The following is a 17,885-nucleotide window of genomic DNA, read 5'->3' as shown; positions in this document are numbered from 1 at the left end:
TAACCCCAACTTTTCTCTCTACCCATTTTTTGGTATAATAACAAGGGGTGCTCTAAATAAAAATGCTTTTAGAATCATTGCCCGCATTTACCCGTCCTTATTTTTGGGATATAGACGCATCCAAAATCAACCCGGTAAAAGATTATTATTTTGTTATTGAAAGACTTTTAGAATACGGCGATGACTGTGTTATAAAGTGGCTGATGTCATTTTACCGGGATGAACAAGTCCAGGAAGTAGTGAAAAACAGCCGCAAAATATCAAAAAAAACGGCGTCCCTTTGGCAAAATTATTTTGACCTGCCCGGGGAGGAAATACGTTGTTTGAGAAAGTCATCTCCAAAAACAGAAAATCCCTTTTGGAATTACTAACCCGGCAAAGATTTTTGAAAAAATTTTACCTAGCCGGCGGAACCGCTGCGGCTTTGCAGTTGGGGCACCGCCTTTCAGAGGATTTTGACTTCTTTACCCAGGATGAATTCGATACTTTTGATATCATACAAAGCCTGAGTCAATTGGGCACATTCAAACTTACGGGCGAATCACGCGGCACCGTACACGCTATTTTAGAAGGAGTAAAACTGAGCTTTATACTTTACAAATATCCTTTGCTGTATCCTCTAAAAACTTTTTGGGGATGTCAAATTGCAGACCTTAAAGACATTGCTTTAATGAAAATAACGGCAATTTCAAGCAGGGGCAGCAAAAAAGATTTTATTGACCTTTATTTTATTACCAAAAAAATAATAGGTTTAGAAAGTTTATTATATTTGTTTGACATAAAGTATAAAAACGTAGCATATAGCAAATATCATTTACTGAAAAGTATCGGTTATTTTGAGGATGCGGATAAAGAAGCGGATCCAGTAATGTTAAAACCCGTTAATTGGAAAGATGTAAAAAAATTCTTTATGCAAAAGCAAAAAGAATTAATGAAAACAATTTTAAGCTAGATCGAACGATTACGGCAAAAAAGCCCCGGCTGTCCGATGACGCCGGGGCTTTGAGCTGGATAATATTACAAAGCAATGCCTGACCCGGCAACTTTCTATAATTCTACTACCAAATTTAACTTCTTACCTATTTTTTTACTGGCATCCAATAATTCAATACCAATTACATTTCCGTCCTGCCCGATATCTAAAATTAATCCGGGTTTAACTTCTTCGCTTTCTTTAACTTCCCCTGAAATTAATTCAATATAAAGAGCATCAACTTCATCATCATATCGGAATTTCATGTTTCATTCCTCCAATTTATCTATATAAATTTTATCATGGTTATGCCAGTATTTGTCAAGACAATTCCCTGGTACCTGAACTTTTGCTACAACAAAACCTTAAAGCCCCAGGCATCCGGCGATGCCCCGGGCTTTAAGTTAAAATTGGCGCGTGGTACGCTTTTCACTCTGTTTCCTCATTGTAACTACTAGATTCACTGGCATTTTCTTCAACATTCAAATCATCCCCGGTGGAAGTTTCATCGTTTTCACTTTCCACTCCACCTTCCGCCGGTCCTTCAACTTCTTCTTCCCCGTCCGCCTCTTTCGCAAGCAGCCTTTCCATTATGGCCGCCAGCTCCGCCCTGGTAATGGCGCTGTTGGGATTGAACTTTCCACCGGGAGTTCCCGCTATAAGGCCTTCCTTATAAAGGGCCATGATGTACCCCACATCTTCCGGCGCAATCAAATAGGCGTCTTTGAAGGGAATTTCAGCAGTATCCACCGGCTGCAGGCCCAGTGCCTTGGCCACCCAGACAGCCACCCGGGCCCTCTCGGCCTGGACGCGGGAATGGAAGCGGTTCAGGTTGATTATACCCCTGCGGGCAGCTTCCCGGACGGCCTCCCGGGACCATGCGGGCACCTCATCCAGTTCCCCTTCCGTCACATCTTCGCCTGTTTCCTCACCGGTTTCATCACCGGCGGCGGGATCAATTTCTTCATTCCCGGCCGGCTCCTCAGTTAATTCCTCCTCACCCGGCTCCCCCGGCTCGCTTTCTGCGGCAAGTCTCATCACAAGAGCAACAGCTTCCGCCCCGGTTACAGGCTCGTCCGGCCGGAAAGTACCGTCTTCATACCCGTTAAAGAGGTTGATGGCCGCCAGTTTTTCAATGCACGACCGGGCCCAGTGATTTCGAATATCAGAGAAATTACTTGCAGCGACTTCTCCCCTGAAGGCACTCTCCCCGTATACTCTCAGTCTTTCCCTGTATCTTTCCCTAAACTGCTCAAGGGCGCTGTTTTTTATTCTAACATTGCCGTTTCCTATCTTAAACTCCAACTCCCCTTTTTTCAGCTCAAGCTTGCTGCCGTTACCCTTGATTTCTATTTTCCCCTTTTTAACCTTAACCCGGTAATCCCGGTTTGCTGCATTCTCATTTTTCCCAGTATTTTCTGCAGAAGACGTGCTGATAGAACTATTACCCTTTCCGTAACCGCCTTCCTTCCCGCCTCCCGGCCTGGCCCAGGCGGCCCCCGCCGAAAGGGTTAACACCAGCATGAGAGAAATGATAATTACTAATGCCCTTTTCACGACCCGTTCCTCCTTTTCAGTTATCTTAATGTTTCAATGTAATTCTATGTTAATTTTTGCTTGTGGGAAAGGGGTCCAGGGTACTGTTTGGAACAGGACCAAAGGCCTGTTTTGGGCGATTGGTCTTTGTTTTATTGCTAATACATGGATACTTTATTCTGGACATAGAAAAGGTTCATGATATCCTGCAAAATAACCTCAGCGATTTTCTCAAGTTTATATTTATAACAAAGCAAATACATTGAAAAAGAGCAATAATTATAAGCCCCGGGCATCTGGTGATGCCGGGGCTTTAAGTTAAAATTGGTGCCTGGCACCTTTTATTTTCTAAGCACTTTTATGATTATGCCAGCTATTTATCAAACTTCTACTCCCAACAAGTTACCAAAAAGCTTAACCCGCCTGTCCACAGGGTCCACAATCACTTAAATAACGCAAGCGTTATTCACATATTAATTAGCCCCGGTGATGACGGCAAAATGACTATGTTCATTATAATGATTAATACGAATATCTATAGCGAACTGGAAATTATGTTAAAATATGTTACCGGGCTTTAGTATGTAAACCGGCCACTTTATGTGGACGAATTATCCGGCATCGCTTCGCTCCAACTACTGGTCGGCAAACTCCGGAATCGGTGGTCGGAATACACCGGAATTAGTGAACGGTTTGAGCGGAATATGCAACCTACTTTGTACTTTGTAATAAATAAGCCCAGGGCTTTTGAAATGCCAGTTTCAAATAAGCATGCTGGGTTATAACGTCATGCAGGCTTTTCTCCTTCTCGGCAAGTTCTTTCTCCACTTTAATCACGTCCGCCTCTGTGGCCATCCCTACCTCATACTTCAACTTCGTAACGCGCAGGGACTCCCTTGCCAGTTCTACACCGGTCACCAAAGCGGAATAAGATTCCTCAGCGCTGCGTGCAGCATAGTAGAGAGTACGACCTAACAGCCTGAGGTTATCCTTTAAGCTACCAACATCAAGCTCAGCCTTTTGCATATCTATATCAGCAATACTCCAGTTATCCTGCAGGTACCTTACTTTATCTTTAATCATTATCACGTGCTCCGCCTGCCAAACCTGGGGGTTCTGCTCTATAGTGCGCTGCACCGCACTCTGCAAATCGGTCACTTCCAACGGGCTAAATGTCGCTTCTTCTGTTAGCACCGGACACTCATCAGGCTTCAACCCAACTAAATCATTGAATTCAGCATATGCCTGAGCCAACTCATTGCGGGCCGCCTCCAACTCTCCCTTGGCTTTTTTAAACAATGTTTGTGCTCCTAGCAAGGCCTCTTCGTTAATCAGTCCAACTTCAAAACTAGCCTTAGCTTTGCGTAAGTCAGCGCGAGCCTGCTCAAAAGCCAATTCCTTCGCCTTTAAATATCTTTGCGCTTGCTGTACGGCCCAGTACTTCTGACAAGTATTGAGAGCAACGGCATCCTCTGCCGCTGTCAAGCTGCGTTTGGACATTTGCCATTCTAAATCCTTGATAAGGAGATTTGTATAAGCTTCCCTTACCTCTGGTACATATGGCCCTACCCCAGTGGGAATAAAATCTACAATATCCTTAGCATCCTCTCGTGCTTCTTTGGCACGTTCGATGTCTAAGTTAGCTTTTTTCACTTCCTTACTGTGCGTTAATGCCCGAAAAATTGCATCATTAAGTGTTAGTTCAATCGATTCGGCCTGTTGCTCATCATTCGCGAAGGTTGGCCCGGTCCATATTCCTAACATTAATATTGTCATGAAAATAATACCACGTAGCCTTTTCATGGTACTCTCTCCCTCATTTAGTTAAATTAGTTAACTATTTACTAATAGTATAACTTAAAGTATTTGAAGAATCAAGACTAGTATTCGTTATGGTCCGTGTCAAGATTCAGTAGGTATCTTTTAACATGAGACCTCACCGCTTAAAACATTAGTTTTCAGGCGGCGGCCTTGACAGCCACCCCGCATGTGATATAGTTTCGGTACCGACGGGGCGGCTCCGGAGAACATGCTGCATACTTTAGCATACCCCGCCGGCTTGTACATTTTATCACATGCGGGGACCCCGGCTGTCAAGGCTACCCTCCGGCGCCGCCTGAAAACCTCAAAGGCTCTCCAAGGAACATGCTTTTACAAAAGAACAGAAAAGCTGGGACGGCTAAGTTCACGTAAAACATACTTAATCCACAGCCGGTCAGCAAAAGGACCCTTTAAAGCCGGAACAGACGCCTGCAGCCACTTTTCCACATCCTCTGTTTTTTGTTTTTCGACTGGCTTTAACTGCGCAATTTCTCTCAATTTCCGGTGTTTCACCGGCCAGCGCAAAGTATATGCCAAGCTCCCCGTTTGCCTTAGCGGCCAAAACACGGGCCATCCGGTCTCCTCCAGGGATTGTCCACCTGGCTCCCAGGCGTTTCATCCGCCGGGCCACGTTGTGTTGAATCTGCCCTTCAATGGTGCCCAAACGTTTTGCTCCCGGCGAGGCAGCGATCCCCGCCCAGTTTTCCTCAAGATAATGCAGAAGTTTGGTGATCCTCTTCTTCCGGTTGCCCCTGGTGTTTTTTGCTGCTTCCGTAAGAACTCTTTGGGTCTCCTCCCAGTTACCCTGGGAAATGGCCAGGGCCACCTTCCGGTAGGTTTCTTCGTCGTACCAGAGGGCCTCGGTTAAATGCCTGCTCAGGTGGTATGGGTCTAAGCGATACACAGCGCCGGGAAAGTAATCAATTCCCTGCTTGGACCAGTCTGCCCCGTCGCCGCCGATGAAGATCCTTTCGGTTTGGCTCAGGTCCCATTTTCCCCCGGCTACGGCATAGTTTTCTTCCCAGGCTGCCTTACCGTTATTTAGGCTGCTTAAAACAAGCTTGTTTTTCAGGGCGAAGCGACCTTGGCCAATTTGTTCCTTCCCTTCGTAGGCGACCATATGCTTAATTTCTCCTCTTTTCTCTTTTGTCTTCTGCAGGCGGATTATCACTCCGTCGGCTTCGATACACAGCTCCGGGGTTACCTCTTTCCCGCCGGGAGCTTCGCCCTTTTCAAAAACCGCTGCCCTTTTTTCTTCTCCTTCTTGCTGCAAGACTTCTCCCACTTCTTGGGTAGCCTGCCAGACGGTCATGGGACTTAGGCCGGAAACAAGGTGGTTTAAGATCTCGGCGGCACGGGCAAAGGAAAGTTCGGTGCTTAGTTTGACGGCCAGTTCTTTTAAACGGGGGGTGATCTTGGCCCGGGCTGGCCAGCCCAGCAGCTCGTCTAAAAAGAATTTGGTTTCCCCGGTTTTTTTGTTCCTGTACAGGCGCCTTTTGAAGAGAAATTCCCCAAAGGTGCTTACTGCTGTTTTAGCCCGAAAGCCGACCACTTCCCAGGTGCTCCGGTCACGTTCATTCATCAGGCGGGTATCGATCTGTTCCAGGGCCCAGGTGAAAATTTGGTTGCAGACTGCCTGGCACAGCTCATGGATGCCTTTTTCAAGCTCATAAAAGTCTTTGCACTCGCCAATTAATTTAGTTAGGCCAGAATCGAATAGAAGGACTGCCCCCACTATGTGGCGAATATTTAACATGAGACCTCGCCCTCCTTTAATTTCCGTTGGAGTGTTTTTGGGGTGAGGTCTCATTTCTATTTCTAGGAGGTTGATTTCCTTCTGGTGCCTACTGAAATTTTACACGGCCTTCGTTATGTATTGGATTCAAAAATGTTACAATCCTAAATTTCTAATATAAAAACTTTAAAATATAAATTCCTTAAATTATTATAAATATCTGCAATGTATCGAGTAGGAAGTGGTGATTAACATAAAACAAGCCCGGCTTTTTAAACCCGGGCTTGTTTAAGACTAACTTATTGAATAGTTAAAGTTGCTGTCTTAGTTGTATTATCCCAGCTTGCAGTTGCACCAAGAGCAACACCGGCTGCGGACAAAGATACATAGGTTCGGCCGTCCTTGATTTCTGCACCCTTATCAGTGGGTAGTGCTACACCGTTCAGCTTGACTTGCGGGTCACCAACAGTGATTTGTACAACACGATCACCTTTGATGAAGGTAGCAGTCTTGGTGTTATTATCCCAGAAGATGTTCTGCTCAGCTACTCCCAGAGCGGTAGCAGCATCACGGAGCTGAACCATGATGCGACCATCGGAGATGTAGCTGCCGTTTTCACCCAGAGTGATAGAGGTGGATATCTTCTTCTCGTCAGGAGCAGGAGTTACACAAGTAGCATTCGCCACTTCTGCAGCATACCAATCATCTTCAAAGTAAGACTCATCTTCATCTTCATAACCTACAAAGGCAGTTTCCACAATAGCGCCTCCACCGATCTTAACATCGATGTCACCTTCAGCCAATACCCTAACAATGTCGTACTTGATATTGCTAATAACGATGGTGCTAGCCTCATGGCTATCTCTGTCAATTGTAATCCAAAGCTCAGTGTCATCCTCAGCAAGCTCTACATCGTCAATCTTTAGGTCACCTTCGATAACTTCTACATCTGGTTCCTCGCTAAATTTCACCCAATCGGGCAAGAAAATACCTATCTGAGCCGGTTTATTATCAAATTCTTCATTGATTGCACCAGCTTTTGCCTCGGTGATTATAATGTCACCGGCTACTTGATCCTTCATACCAAGTACAACATCTTTCTTCTCAGCTGTGACTGTAACCGGGTCAATTATTTCTGCTACTTTAATTTCCTCAGTTGCTACGCCAGCACTACCACCAACTTCAATCACGAGATCTCCAGTTACGCCAGCCTGCAAAGCCACTTCCAGACCTTCCAGTTTTAACTCAGCGTCAGAAGTAGAACCAACACCTGAAATAGCGTCAACATATAATCTCAAAGTTCTGTCGTCGGTACCTTGCAGACCACCGTATCTCAACCTAAGACCACTATCGGTATCCAGAACATCACCATTGGTTGCACCAGCTGTCAGACCTTCAATGTCTGTATCCTTCACTTTAGCCCACCTTGCGTTTTCAGGCAACTTAAGGGTGATGGTGCGACCGTCTATAAGGCTCCCAGCCAAGTCTTCTTTTATGATGATATCGCTGATTTCTTGATTATCAAAGCCAGCATACACTTGCTTACTGGCATCATCAGCTTCTGCAGTGACATTAAAGTCGCCATAGGTTCCTACTACCAACTCATCGGGAGTGACATCGTAGTCACCCTTAACTTTTGCTATAATATCACCATACTGGGCATCGTCTGTATCTTCAACATTAATATCAACTGTAAACTTAAAGCAAGTTGCTTTAGTGCTCTCAACACCGGCTTTTACACCAATGCTTAACTCTTCATCATCAAAGCTGAAGTCTAACTGAGCAGCAGTAAGGTCTCCCCAGAGAATGTTAATATCATAAGCACCGTTATTTTCATCCCACTCAAAACCATCGGGAAGAACTAGATCAATTGTATCTCCATTTTCCAAGGTGCCTGCTACTTCTTCCTCAACTTGGATCGTCACTGAACCGCCTTCTTCAGAGAAGGTTTCATCGTCTTCTACGGTTAAAGTAACTGCTCCACCAGCTACATAACCGATAGTTACTTTACCGTCAAGAAGCTGACCGGAAATATTCTTGATAGTTGCTTCAATTGCACCGCTGAAATTATCAGGAACATCAACATCTGTGAAATCTACAATAAACGAAGCATCGGAAACACTGCCACCACTATTATTGATGATTTCAATTTTAAAACCGGTGTCTCCGTCAACTTCATAAACATTTTGAGTAACACCTGCACCATTTAAGCCAGAAATTGTAACTCCGTTAACATCAAAATCAGCAGGTAGACTTACCCAGGCTTCACTTATACCCGGTACTAGCGGATCAATTTCAATCAAAAAGCTACCAAGATCTTTATTATCACCATCGTCCACTTTAGGAGCAGTAATGGTTGAATAATCGGTAGATGCTGCTCCAGCAATTCCTGCAAACGGAACCAGCACAGTAAACGCAAACACAAGCGCCATCAAAAGCGAAAACTTCTTGGTACGTGCCTTAAACAAACCTTTTTCCCTCCTTAAAATTTAATGTTTTCATCCTTTCAACTACCCCAACAATACTTCTCCTTACTTAAGTTCCACATCCCCCCTTAATTGCCAGTTAACTTGTTAACTTGCTAACATCGAGAAGCGGTCCTACCGCTTGCTCACCCTTTGATAAATTTCCCTACCAACTCACATGGCTTATTATATCTCCCCTGCCAGCACCCTGCAAGGGTGCCTTTTATTTCTTCGCCTGGCAGGCTTTGTTTTTCACTCGCTTAGTTAGACACATGCGGTTCGCCAAAAGTTCCATCCGGGGAAAAAATTTTTTTAACTGCTGCGTAAAGCTGGTTAAACCGGCAGGCTTTTGTTTTTCACCCGCTTTATTAGACACGGGAGTTCCGCCAAAAGTTCCAGGCGAGGAAAAAATTAATAAAAAATCCAGCGGCGGCATTTGAAAAATCAGAGCGGAACGGCAGCAGCAACCTTTTGAGATATGATATAATTTACAGTAAATTGTTTACCAGGTTAACTATTTTGCCAGACATAATTTCTGCAGACATTCCATACTGGAGTCCGGAACTTTTTCTTATATAAATGTGTCTAAAAAGTGTCCGGGCTTCAGGCTCGAGGGGGATATTCCCTTTGGACAATACAAAACTTCTGGTAAAAAGATCTCAAAAGGGAGACACCAGGGCCTTTGAGCAGCTGGTGACCTTGTACCAGGACAGGGTTTACACCCTCAGTTACCAGCTCACCGGCAATCACGCCGACGCCCAGGACCTGGCCCAGGAAGTGTTCATAAAGGCCTACCGGGCCCTGCCGGGGTTCCGCAACGAGGCGGATTTCGGCACCTGGCTGCACCGGATCGCGGTAAATCTTTCCTTGAATGAAAAGCGCAAAAAGAAACCGGAGGTTTCCCTGGATAACCCGGTGCAGACGGAGGAGGGCGAGATGCCCCGCCTGGTGGCCTCGAACGGCGAAAGCCCGGAGGAGGCCTACGAGAACAAGGAGTTTCGTAATATGGTCCGCAGGGCCCTGCGGGAATTGTCATCCGAGCACAGGGCGGTGCTGGTGTTGAGGGAAATGCAGGGCTATTCCTACGATGAAATTGCCCTCTTGCTGGGCTGTTCCCTGGGCACGGTGAAATCGAGAATCAGCCGGGCGCGCCGGGCGCTTAAGAAGGAGATTACAAGGCTTGCCGCCGAAAACGGCAGCATCCTTCCCTATAAAGACAAGCAGCGAGCAGGTGGAAAGCAATGAAATGCGAACAGGTGAAACAGCTCATCCCCGAATGGCTGGACGGCGAAGTGGACGCCATGCGGGAAAAAATAATAGAAGAGCACGTGGCCACCTGCCGGTCATGCCGGAACGAGGCGGCTTTCTGGCAGGAGGTTGGGGCCGCCCTGCGGGAAGAGGCGGGGGACGTAAAGGCCCCGCCCGGTTTTGCCGCCGGGGTCACGGCCCAAATTCCCGCCAGGCCGGGTGCGGGCTTCAGAGCACTGGCGGCCCGGTGGAAGCGCGCTGTTGCCGCAGCCGCGGCCTTCCTGCTGGTGGCGGCCGGCTCCGCGGGGGCCTACCTGCACTGGTGGGGGGCCAGTCCAGCCGGTCAGGTGGCGGACAATAACCATAAACCACCGGGTCTCGTAATCGACAGGGACCCCGGTCAAAATAACGGCCCGGGCAATGCCGGCAGCGGCGTAAAACCGGGTGAGCGGCAGGGCGTAAATGAGCCGGGAAGCGCCGGCACGGGGCAGCCCGGTGTTAATAAGGAAAACCCGGGTTCCGTTTCCGGCAGCCCGCCGGGTAAAGGCAGCGGGCAGCCGGGCAATTCCGGCACGGGGGACAGCGGTCCCGGGGAAAGGGTTGATCCCCAGCAGTACGCCCTGTTGAATACCGGAACAGACCGGGTTATTGAGCGCACGCTGTTGAAGATAAAGGTGGAAGACATGGAGGCCGCCCACAGGGTGGCGCTGGATTATATAAACGGCGCCGGGGCGCAGTACGAAGTTCTGGGTGCGGAAAATACCCCCGCCGGCAGCCAGGAGACCCTCAAAATCGTGGTGGACAACAGCCTGGCCGGCAAGCTCCTGGAAGATCTCAAGACCCTGGGGCAGGTAGCGGCCACCAGCACCCAGAAGGACGACATCACCGCCCGGTACAACGAGAAGGTGGAGCAGTACCGGTCCCTGGCGGCCCGGGTGGAAGTCACGGAAGACCGGGAGGAAAGGGAGCAGCTGCTGGTCAAGATGGCCGGCATGGAGGCGCAGCTGAAAGCCTGGGACCGGGAGGCAAAGACGAAGACTATTATTCTGTGGCTGGAGAGCTGGTGATAAAAAAGCAGGGAGTGGTGTAACGCTCCCTGCTTTTACTGTTTTTTTCAATAGTGGAAAAGCTGGCATGGGATTGAGAGGTTTGCAAGATTGACATTTTTTGGGTTTTGATAGAAAATATAAGGAATGAGAAAAAACATGGAGGGAACGCCGTGTCGAGGATTCAATCAGTGCGGGACGAAGTTGACAGGATTAGCAAAATAATAATTGAAAAATGCAATCCGGATAAAATCATTCTCTTCGGTTCACTGGCCGCCGGGAAGACCGGTGAATACAGTGACATTGATATGCTTGTAGTTATGTACACGGAGAAGAGATTTATTGAACGGCTTCTGTATTTGGCGGAACTCACCAATCCGCGGGTAGGGATCGATTTTTTGGTATATACTCCGGATGAGTTTGAGGAGATGTTAAAACATAATAACATTTTCCTAAGGGAAGAGGTGCTGAAGAAAGGAGTAGTACTATATGACAGGGCAGTCTCTTGAATACCAGGCTTGGCTCCGTTATGCCGATGACGACCTCAAGGCGGCAGAAGAGTTAATGAAGGTTCAGTTATACAATGTAGTATGCTTTCACGCTCACCAGGCCGCCGAAAAATGTTTAAAAGCCTTTTTGGTGAAGCACGGTGTTAACCCTCCGAGGATTCACAAGCTTCCTGAACTCGTAAATCTGGTTGTGGAAATAAATTCCGAGTTTGAGGTCGTAAGAAAGGATGCATTGATTCTTGATATGTATTACATCCCGACCAGGTATCCGACCGCACCGGTAGGAAGTTTGCCAGACGGGCTACCAAACAGGGCAGATGCATTACAAGCCCTGGATAAGGCAAGAAAGATAAGGCGATTAGTTGAAAATGAATAACATGATAGGTTGTTCCATAAAACAAACTTACCAGCAAAAAAGGAGCAATCCCCTTCAGCCGGGAGGACTGCTCCCTATCTTTTATCCTTTTTCTTTCCGGCATCATTTTCTTCCAAGCAAAGTTCAATGGCTTCACGGATATTGTTCATGGCATCTTCAAAAGTATCCCCCTGGCTATAGCATCCTTCAAAAACAGGGCAAGTAACAATAAATTTCCCGTCTTCATCCTGCTCTATAATAACCGGAAAATTTTTAGTCATTTGAATCACCTCTCCTTAATTATTATACTCTACACTATTAAATTTCCATATGGCTGGACGGCGAATTGGACGCCGTTTGGGGAAAAATAATAGAAGAGCACGTGGCCGCCTGCCGGTCGTGCCGGAACGAGGCGGCTTTCTGGCAGGAGGTCGGGGACGCCCTGTGGGAAGGGGCGGGGGACGTGAAGGCCCCGCCCGGTTTTGCTGCCGGGGTCGCGGCCCAAATTCCCGCCGGGCCGCGTGCGGGCTTCAGGGCACTGGCGGCCCGGGTGGAAGTCACGGAAGACCGGGAGGAAAGGGAGCAGCTGCTGGTCAAGATGGCCGGCATGGAGGCGCAGCTGAAGGCCTGGGACCGGGAGGCGAAGACGAAGACTATTTATTCTGTGGCTGGAGAGCTGGTGATAAAAAAGCAGGGAGTGATGTAACGCTCCCTGCTTTTAGTTTAAAACTCACCTGCTTTTTTCAATAAATGATAGTATAACCTTTTCGAGATTCGAAAGTTATTCTTTATCATAGCATCAAGTAATGGCTTTATTTTGGCTATCTTACCTTTTTTCTTGGCAAGAAGCAATATCCCCAGCACTCCTACAGGTGTTAATAATAAGGTTTCAGCAAATCTGCGCGCTAGTTTCTCATCTATGATAACAGTTTTAATCTTTAGTTCTTTTGCCCCTATAATTACCTCAATTTCCCCGTAATGCAGCGCACCATATAACTGATTAACCATTTCTCGATTTTTAACCTCATAAATGGAAATGTGTCCTGCATCAATTGCCTCCTGTAAGCCCTGGAGGCCAGGTTTTTTGCCGCCCTTTAAAACTACCTCGCGGTATACTGCTTTTGGTATATATACCTCATCGAATAATTGCCACAGCAAATCCAACTTGCCTATTAACGCCAAGCTAATAATGGGACTCGCATTACATATAATCTTACTCATTGCTTTCTCCGGTTTCCCTCATTAGCCGTTCAATTGCCATCTCATCTTGTTTCAAATCTTCTTCCGTGTATTCCATCCAGGGAATGCCTCTTGCCTTTAATATATCCATAAATTCCAAGTAGGATCTTCCGGCTATATCTGCGGCCCTTGCCAGTGAAACTACTTTATTAACAAACAGTTCTATTGCTACCGATAATCTAACCTTGTCATCCAGTGATGTTCCCTTAAGTTTCTCTAATAAAGGCTTTATCTCACCCGGCAGTGTCACCTGGAAAGTCGATTGCCTCATTACCATTTCTCTCACCCCTGCAGCTATTATAGCATATAAGCAACTATCTTCCAATATTTAGTAATGCATTGGCCGTGTAAAATTTCAGTAGGCACCAGAAGGAAATCAACCTCTTTTGGGTTTTGATAGAAAATATAAGAAATGAGGAAAAACATGGAGGGAACGCCTTGTCGAGAATTCAATCAGTGCGGGACGAGTTTGACCTCCAGCGGGGCAATAATAGGAGTTTGAACGTTTTCCGGGATTTCCTCATCTTCAAAATATAGTTCCAATGCTTCTTTAAGATTTGCTAAGACTTCTTCTACTGTTTTCCCCTGGGAAGTTACCTCTACTTCAAGACTCCGGGCCACATACCATTTACCTTCCTTAACGATAGCAGCGGTAAAACGCATAATTCAGCCTCCTTAAACGTAGCTCTTCTTTGGTCAAATTATATCATAGATAATAGACATACAGGCAGTCAAAATTCAAAAATTTACCAATAAAAGGGGCAGTCCCCTTTAACCGGGGGGACTGCCCCCTTCCGTAAGTTTAAACAGCAGGCGGTTCAAAGCAGCGGCGGTTTCGGCCCGGGTGATGTTATCCCCGGGGGCAAAGCGGTTGCCTGGCCTGCCCCCCAGCAGCCCCAGCTGCCGGGCCCTGCCCACATCTTCCCGCGCCCACCGGGAAACGGTACTCCAGTCGGCGTACGGGAGCGCTTCCGCCGGCTGGTCCGGAAGACCCTTCAGAATGCCGTAAGCGCGCACCAGGAAGACGGCGGCCTCCTCCCTGGTTATGCGGCTGTAGGGGCGGAAGGTGTTATCTTCGTAGCCCACGGCCAGGCCCCTGCTGCAGGCCAGGGCAACGGCGCTTCTCGCCCAGCGGGGTATGTCCCCGGCGTCCTTGAAGGGAGGCCCGGTAACGAAACCGCCGGCCTCCGAACCCAGCAGCCGGGCCAGCATAACGGTGAATTCCACCCGGGTGACGGGGTTACCGGGCCTGAAGGTGCCGTCCGGGTAGCCCTTTAAAAGCCCCCGGTCCGCCAGGTGGCGGATGTCGATTTCCGCCCAGTGGCCGTCAATATCGGCAAATCCCTTATGGCGGCGGGGGAAACTCAGGTGCAGGCCGGCCACCCCGCCCGTGCTGCCGTCCACCGCTACCAGCTGGATATTTTCCGCTTCCCCGGCATAGACCGGGTAATAGAACTCCCCGGAATCCCCCAGCTGCACTTCTTTAAAGGTGCCGTCCGGGTAGCGGGCATACAGGCGGGTGGCGCCGGTATACCCCGTTACCATGGAGAATTCGGTAAAGGGGATGATGGATTTTATTTTCAAATCAGGGGGCTCTACCCCTTCCCGGGCCCGGGCCTCCAGGGAGGCCACGATTTTTTCGCCCCCGGGCCCGTACAGGGCGGTCACGGTTACCGGCTCGCCGGGCAGCAAGTCTCCGGGCTTTACCGGCAGGCCATTTTTGGTCACCACGGACACGGAACTCACGAGGTACGTATCACCGCCGGCGGTTTTTACCTGATTCCCGGCGGGAATGTAAGACGCCAGGATATCCTCCGCCCTGGCGGCCACCTCCGCAATATCCAGCCGCCATATCTCATTGGATGCGGGATCCGTTGTCACCCGCACCCACTGGCCCGGGCTCAGGATGGAAGTGCCGGAGGGCATTCCCCACCTGAATACCCGGGCTTCCGGGTGAAATCTCAACATTTTGAACCCCTTTATGTTGTCCATGAGGTAGAGGATATCATCCTCCGCGTAAATCACCCGCCCGTAACTTACCTCGGAGTACAGGGTCAATCCCAGCGCCTCCGCGGAGCCCGGGACCAGGTTGAACATGGCCAGGTCGCCTGCCTTTATGCTTTCCAACCCGGCGGGCTGCCCGTCCCGCACCACCTCAATGCCGGGCAGCAAGCGGTAACGGCCGCCGGAGGAGAGAATAACGGTTCCCGAGTCCGGTTCCGTCCCGGCAACCCGGCCCACCACCACGTGCCGCTTTACGGCCAGGTGATATACCTTCCCGTCGGAACCCAGGACAATATTTACCGGCATGCCGGGAAGCAGCCTTTCCAGGCCCGCGGCCACGGAAGCCCCGAAGGGCAGGTCGGCGGGGTCTCCGTCCACCACGATGTCCGAAAAGAAAATGGAAGCTTCCTCCGCCAGGCTGTAGGCTTTCTGGTGGTCCAAAAGTTTTATGCTCCGGTTTTCCCGGTCGACGCCGGCAATCACCCCCGTTACTTCCTGCCCGGTAACGTCAACCTTCCAGAGGGTCTGGCTGAAGGGATTCACATAACCCGTAACGCCGGCCCCCGGCGGGATTGCCTGCCCCTCTGCCGCGGGGCGGCCGTTCAAGGTTAAAACGTCCCTTGCCCTCCTGTCGACGGCGTAGCCGCCTTCCCGGTATTCCCGGTTTATGCGCACGAGAACGGTTGCATCACCGGCCCGCAGGGCCTTAACGCCCCCGGCCCGCCAGGTGCGGCCCGCGGCATAAACCCTGCGGGGGTTATCAAAAGACCCCACAAGATAAAGTTCGGCGCCGGCCGGGGGAATTCCCCCGGGCAGCAATTTATCGTCCACGACCACCACGGTATCTTCCGGCAGGGAAAGCCGGGCACCCCCCGAAAGAATTACTTCATTTCCGCTGCTCCCGGCCACAACCTCCCGGGCCGGGGGCTGGCCGAAAACGAGGGCAAAGTCCTGGGTTACGGCCCTGCCCGGGGAAGTATCCTCCCGCACGGACCTGCCGTGAATTATTATCTTATAGGTACCGGGCCGGGGGGCCGGTATGCATACCTGCTCCACATTGTTGCGGGTATCCCGCGCGCCCCTGCCGCTGAAGTCGTTGCCGTAATATCTTTCACCGCCGGGGGCAATGACTTCCAGGTCCAAATCGTTAATTAATGTGCCGCGGGCCCCCGGGGCGGCCGCCGGGTCTGTCCAGGCCAGGGTGGCCTTGAAGGGGGCCCCGCCGCAGGTTACTTCCTTTTCAAAGGTCACGCTTTCCCCCGTGGAAATACCCTTCTCATTGTCCACCGCTTCAAAGAGCCCGCTCTCCAGGGCCAGAACGGTACCGCCGATGTCCAGAAGGCCGAAGCCCGCCGCCGGGGACACCCCGTCAAGGCGCCTCGCCCCGTTGATCAGAGCGGCCTTCATCAGGGCCGCCGAGGGGTTTTCAATACCGGCACGTTCCTGGAAATACTGGCGCAGCAGCGCGGCGGCGCCCCCGGTTACCGCCGCGGCCGTACTTGTCCCCTGCATGAGGGTGTACTGGGGCCTTCCGGCCAGGTTTCCCCCCACCAGCCGGGAAGCGGCGGAAATGATGTTGGTGCCGGGAGCCACCAGGTCGGGCTTTATGCGCCCGTCTCCGGCGGGGCCCCGGCTGGAAAAGCCGGCCACCTCCCCGGTGTCCCCGATGTTATCATCAAAGGCGGGGCGGGGACTTACGGAAGCCCCCACCACCAGGGCGTTTTTGCTGTTGGCTTCGGCGGTAAGACTGCCGTTCCGGGGGCCGGAATTCCCCGCCCCGAATACGGCCAGAAAATCGGGGTGGCCGCGCACGAACCCGTCCACCTGGGCCGCAGTGCCGCTGTACGTATTTTCCTTTCTGCCCCAGCCGTTCACGTGGATGCGGGCACCGGCCTGGTAGGCCGGCTCAAACAGCTCTTCCAGGTCCAGGGGCGGCGCCGGATTGTCATCTGCGTCCACGATGCCCTGGAAATATAAACTGGCCCCCGGAGCCAGGCCGGCATACTTGCCGCCGGAGGCCTTTCCGCTTCCCACCAGGGTCCCGGCCATGTGGGTGCCGTGGCCCACCGTATCCGCCGGTGTTTCCACCCCGGCCCAGGATTTGAGCATTATAACCCTGGGTTTCCTGCCCGGCGTATTTTCCAGGTCCGGGTGCAGGTTTCCCAGGTGGCCGGTGTCCAGCCCGCTGTCCGCCAGGCCGATGACCTGCCCCTCCCCGGTAAGTCCCGTGTCGCTTGCAAAGCCGGGCACCGCCAGGGGCCCGGCCCCCGTAATGTCCCTGGCCCGGTCGTTTAAAAACCCGGGCGGCAGGTATTTTTCCACGTAGAGCACCCGGGGTGAGGCGGCCAGTTTTTCCAGGGCGGCCCCGGGGATTTCAGCCCGGAGGTAGCGCCCCTGGCCCTCCAAAACCGATCCCCCCAGGGTTTTTACCAGGGCGCCCACCGCCTTTTTATCTTCTGTCGAAAAAAGAGTGACGGTTACCCGAACCCTTTTACTTGATTCATCACCCGGCAGTTCCCGGGAAATTTTCTCCCCCGGCCGGTACTCCCTCACATTCTTTACAAAGGGCAGGGCCGCCAGTTCATCCCGGCGGCCTTCCTCCGCCCGCACCAGCACCTCGTCCCCGCCCAGGGGCCCCCCGGGCTCGGCCGCGGAGCCAAGCTCCGCCCTTTCCTCCGGGGTCAGGGGCCGGGCCAGTTCCAGGACGTACTGCTTAACGCTGTCTCCCGCCGGCAGGGGGTACCCGCCGGCGGGACCGCCGGCACCGGTGCTGCCGCTCTCCCGCCGCACCGGCGGCCCATCGCCGCCGGACAGCCATAATACCGCGGCTGCAGCCAGAACCAGCAGTATGGGAGCTAAAATTACGCGGCTCTTTCTTTTCAAAAGAAACGTACCTCGCTTTCAACCTGGTCAAAATAAAAGTTCCTTTCGAAGAAAGGAACTGATTCTTTATA

General features: G+C 50.7%; 19 protein-coding genes. 7 read left to right on the top strand and 12 right to left on the bottom strand.

Going from position 1 to position 17,885, the window contains the following annotated elements; all coding sequences use genetic code 11:
• The first annotated feature begins 62 nt into the window (after positions 1 to 62).
• Positions 63 to 371: a DUF6922 domain-containing protein gene (locus ACX4JR_RS00640; RefSeq protein WP_476059129.1), complete on the top strand. Its 309-nt coding sequence runs from the start codon at positions 63 to 65 to the stop codon at positions 369 to 371.
• Entirely contained in the window at positions 320 to 952 is a 633-nt protein-coding gene (locus ACX4JR_RS00635; RefSeq protein WP_476059128.1) for a nucleotidyl transferase AbiEii/AbiGii toxin family protein, read from the top strand. Before ACX4JR_RS00640 ends, ACX4JR_RS00635 begins: the two co-directional genes overlap by 52 nt.
• Before the next feature lie 95 nt (positions 953 to 1,047).
• Here the strand turns inward: ACX4JR_RS00635 and ACX4JR_RS00630 are convergent, their stop codons facing one another.
• The 7 genes from ACX4JR_RS00630 to ACX4JR_RS00600 all read right to left on the bottom strand — a co-directional run bounded on the left by ACX4JR_RS00630 (position 1,048) and on the right by ACX4JR_RS00600 (position 8,906).
• Complete coding sequence (locus ACX4JR_RS00630) at positions 1,048 to 1,239, bottom strand: DUF2283 domain-containing protein (RefSeq protein ID WP_476059127.1); 192 nt, start codon at positions 1,237 to 1,239, stop codon at positions 1,048 to 1,050.
• A 163-nt stretch (positions 1,240 to 1,402) separates the two neighbouring features.
• Positions 1,403 to 2,530, bottom strand: a complete 1,128-nt coding sequence (locus tag ACX4JR_RS00625; RefSeq protein WP_476059126.1) for an S-layer homology domain-containing protein — start codon at positions 2,528 to 2,530, stop codon at positions 1,403 to 1,405.
• Between the two features lie 690 nt (positions 2,531 to 3,220).
• Positions 3,221 to 4,312 (bottom strand): TolC family protein, encoded by a 1,092-nt coding sequence (locus ACX4JR_RS00620; RefSeq protein ID WP_476059125.1) that lies wholly within the window; start codon positions 4,310 to 4,312, stop codon positions 3,221 to 3,223.
• Positions 4,313 to 4,432: 120 nt separating this feature from the next.
• The gene (locus tag ACX4JR_RS00615; RefSeq protein ID WP_476059124.1) at positions 4,433 to 4,606 is read right to left on the bottom strand and encodes a hypothetical protein; all 174 of its coding nucleotides are present in this window, start codon (positions 4,604 to 4,606) and stop codon (positions 4,433 to 4,435) included.
• Positions 4,607 to 4,724: 118 nt separating this feature from the next.
• Positions 4,725 to 6,086: an ISLre2 family transposase gene (locus ACX4JR_RS00610; protein ID WP_476059123.1), complete on the bottom strand. Its 1,362-nt coding sequence runs from the start codon at positions 6,084 to 6,086 to the stop codon at positions 4,725 to 4,727.
• A gap of 278 nt (positions 6,087 to 6,364) precedes the next feature.
• The gene (locus tag ACX4JR_RS00605; protein WP_476059122.1) at positions 6,365 to 8,533 is read right to left on the bottom strand and encodes a copper amine oxidase N-terminal domain-containing protein; all 2,169 of its coding nucleotides are present in this window, start codon (positions 8,531 to 8,533) and stop codon (positions 6,365 to 6,367) included.
• A gap of 220 nt (positions 8,534 to 8,753) precedes the next feature.
• The gene (locus tag ACX4JR_RS00600; protein ID WP_476059121.1) at positions 8,754 to 8,906 is read right to left on the bottom strand and encodes a hypothetical protein; all 153 of its coding nucleotides are present in this window, start codon (positions 8,904 to 8,906) and stop codon (positions 8,754 to 8,756) included.
• 251 nt (positions 8,907 to 9,157) lie between these two features.
• Here ACX4JR_RS00600 and ACX4JR_RS00595 point away from each other — a divergent pair, with 251 nt between their 5' ends.
• The 4 genes from ACX4JR_RS00595 to ACX4JR_RS00580 all read left to right on the top strand — a co-directional run bounded on the left by ACX4JR_RS00595 (position 9,158) and on the right by ACX4JR_RS00580 (position 11,709).
• Complete coding sequence (locus ACX4JR_RS00595; protein ID WP_476059120.1) at positions 9,158 to 9,775, top strand: sigma-70 family RNA polymerase sigma factor; 618 nt, start codon at positions 9,158 to 9,160, stop codon at positions 9,773 to 9,775.
• On the top strand, positions 9,772 to 10,845 hold the full coding sequence (locus ACX4JR_RS00590; RefSeq protein WP_476059119.1) for an anti-sigma factor family protein: 1,074 nt from the start codon (positions 9,772 to 9,774) through the stop codon (positions 10,843 to 10,845). The genes ACX4JR_RS00595 and ACX4JR_RS00590 overlap by 4 nt, the downstream gene beginning before the upstream one ends.
• 152 nt (positions 10,846 to 10,997) lie before the next feature.
• Entirely contained in the window at positions 10,998 to 11,333 is a 336-nt protein-coding gene (locus ACX4JR_RS00585) for a nucleotidyltransferase domain-containing protein (RefSeq protein WP_476059118.1), read from the top strand.
• A complete protein-coding gene (locus tag ACX4JR_RS00580) occupies positions 11,314 to 11,709 on the top strand; it encodes a HEPN domain-containing protein (protein WP_476059117.1) in 396 nt (131 codons plus the stop codon). Before ACX4JR_RS00585 ends, ACX4JR_RS00580 begins: the two co-directional genes overlap by 20 nt.
• Positions 11,710 to 11,783: 74 nt before the next feature.
• On the opposite strand, the gene ACX4JR_RS00575 is transcribed toward ACX4JR_RS00580, so the two are convergent.
• Positions 11,784 to 11,969, bottom strand: coding sequence for a type II toxin-antitoxin system HicB family antitoxin (locus ACX4JR_RS00575; protein WP_476059116.1), 186 nt, complete (start codon positions 11,967 to 11,969; stop codon positions 11,784 to 11,786).
• A 65-nt stretch (positions 11,970 to 12,034) separates the two neighbouring features.
• On the opposite strand from ACX4JR_RS00575, the gene ACX4JR_RS00570 reads away from it, so the two are divergent.
• The gene (locus tag ACX4JR_RS00570) at positions 12,035 to 12,394 is read left to right on the top strand and encodes an anti-sigma factor family protein (protein WP_476059115.1); all 360 of its coding nucleotides are present in this window, start codon (positions 12,035 to 12,037) and stop codon (positions 12,392 to 12,394) included.
• Between the two features lie 17 nt (positions 12,395 to 12,411).
• Here the strand turns inward: ACX4JR_RS00570 and ACX4JR_RS00565 are convergent, their stop codons facing one another.
• The 4 genes from ACX4JR_RS00565 to ACX4JR_RS00550 form a co-directional block, all read right to left on the bottom strand.
• Entirely contained in the window at positions 12,412 to 12,909 is a 498-nt protein-coding gene (locus tag ACX4JR_RS00565; RefSeq protein WP_476059114.1) for a PIN domain-containing protein, read from the bottom strand.
• Positions 12,902 to 13,204 carry a UPF0175 family protein gene (locus tag ACX4JR_RS00560; RefSeq protein ID WP_476059113.1) on the bottom strand — a complete coding sequence of 101 codons (303 nt, stop codon included), beginning with the start codon at positions 13,202 to 13,204 and terminating at the stop codon, positions 12,902 to 12,904. Before ACX4JR_RS00560 ends, ACX4JR_RS00565 begins: the two co-directional genes overlap by 8 nt.
• A 176-nt stretch (positions 13,205 to 13,380) precedes the next feature.
• Complete coding sequence (locus ACX4JR_RS00555; RefSeq protein WP_476059112.1) at positions 13,381 to 13,590, bottom strand: type II toxin-antitoxin system HicB family antitoxin; 210 nt, start codon at positions 13,588 to 13,590, stop codon at positions 13,381 to 13,383.
• A 108-nt stretch (positions 13,591 to 13,698) separates the two neighbouring features.
• Positions 13,699 to 17,814, bottom strand: coding sequence for a S8 family serine peptidase (locus tag ACX4JR_RS00550; protein ID WP_476059111.1), 4,116 nt, complete (start codon positions 17,812 to 17,814; stop codon positions 13,699 to 13,701).
• Positions 17,815 to 17,885 lie beyond the last annotated feature (71 nt).

The sequence above is a fragment of the Desulfofundulus sp. JL263-se genome (genome assembly GCF_056316025.1).
This window is presented reverse-complemented; position numbering and strand designations above follow the sequence as displayed.

Excerpts from the sequence above, each read along its gene's own strand:
- ACX4JR_RS00560 (WP_476059113.1), bottom strand. The coding sequence starts at position 13,204 with ATGGTAATGAGGCAATCGACTTTCCAGGTGACACTGCCGGGTGAGATA.
- ACX4JR_RS00620 (WP_476059125.1), bottom strand. The coding sequence starts at position 4,312 with ATGAAAAGGCTACGTGGTATTATTTTCATGACAATATTAATGTTAGGA.
- ACX4JR_RS00565 (WP_476059114.1), bottom strand. The coding sequence starts at position 12,909 with ATGAGTAAGATTATATGTAATGCGAGTCCCATTATTAGCTTGGCGTTA.
- ACX4JR_RS00640 (WP_476059129.1), top strand. The coding sequence starts at position 63 with ATGCTTTTAGAATCATTGCCCGCATTTACCCGTCCTTATTTTTGGGAT.
- ACX4JR_RS00610 (WP_476059123.1), bottom strand. The coding sequence starts at position 6,086 with ATGTTAAATATTCGCCACATAGTGGGGGCAGTCCTTCTATTCGATTCT.
- ACX4JR_RS00555 (WP_476059112.1), bottom strand. The coding sequence starts at position 13,590 with ATGCGTTTTACCGCTGCTATCGTTAAGGAAGGTAAATGGTATGTGGCC.
- ACX4JR_RS00590 (WP_476059119.1), top strand. The coding sequence starts at position 9,772 with ATGAAATGCGAACAGGTGAAACAGCTCATCCCCGAATGGCTGGACGGC.
- ACX4JR_RS00575 (WP_476059116.1), bottom strand. The coding sequence starts at position 11,969 with ATGACTAAAAATTTTCCGGTTATTATAGAGCAGGATGAAGACGGGAAA.
- ACX4JR_RS00580 (WP_476059117.1), top strand. The coding sequence starts at position 11,314 with ATGACAGGGCAGTCTCTTGAATACCAGGCTTGGCTCCGTTATGCCGAT.
- ACX4JR_RS00630 (WP_476059127.1), bottom strand. The coding sequence starts at position 1,239 with ATGAAATTCCGATATGATGATGAAGTTGATGCTCTTTATATTGAATTA.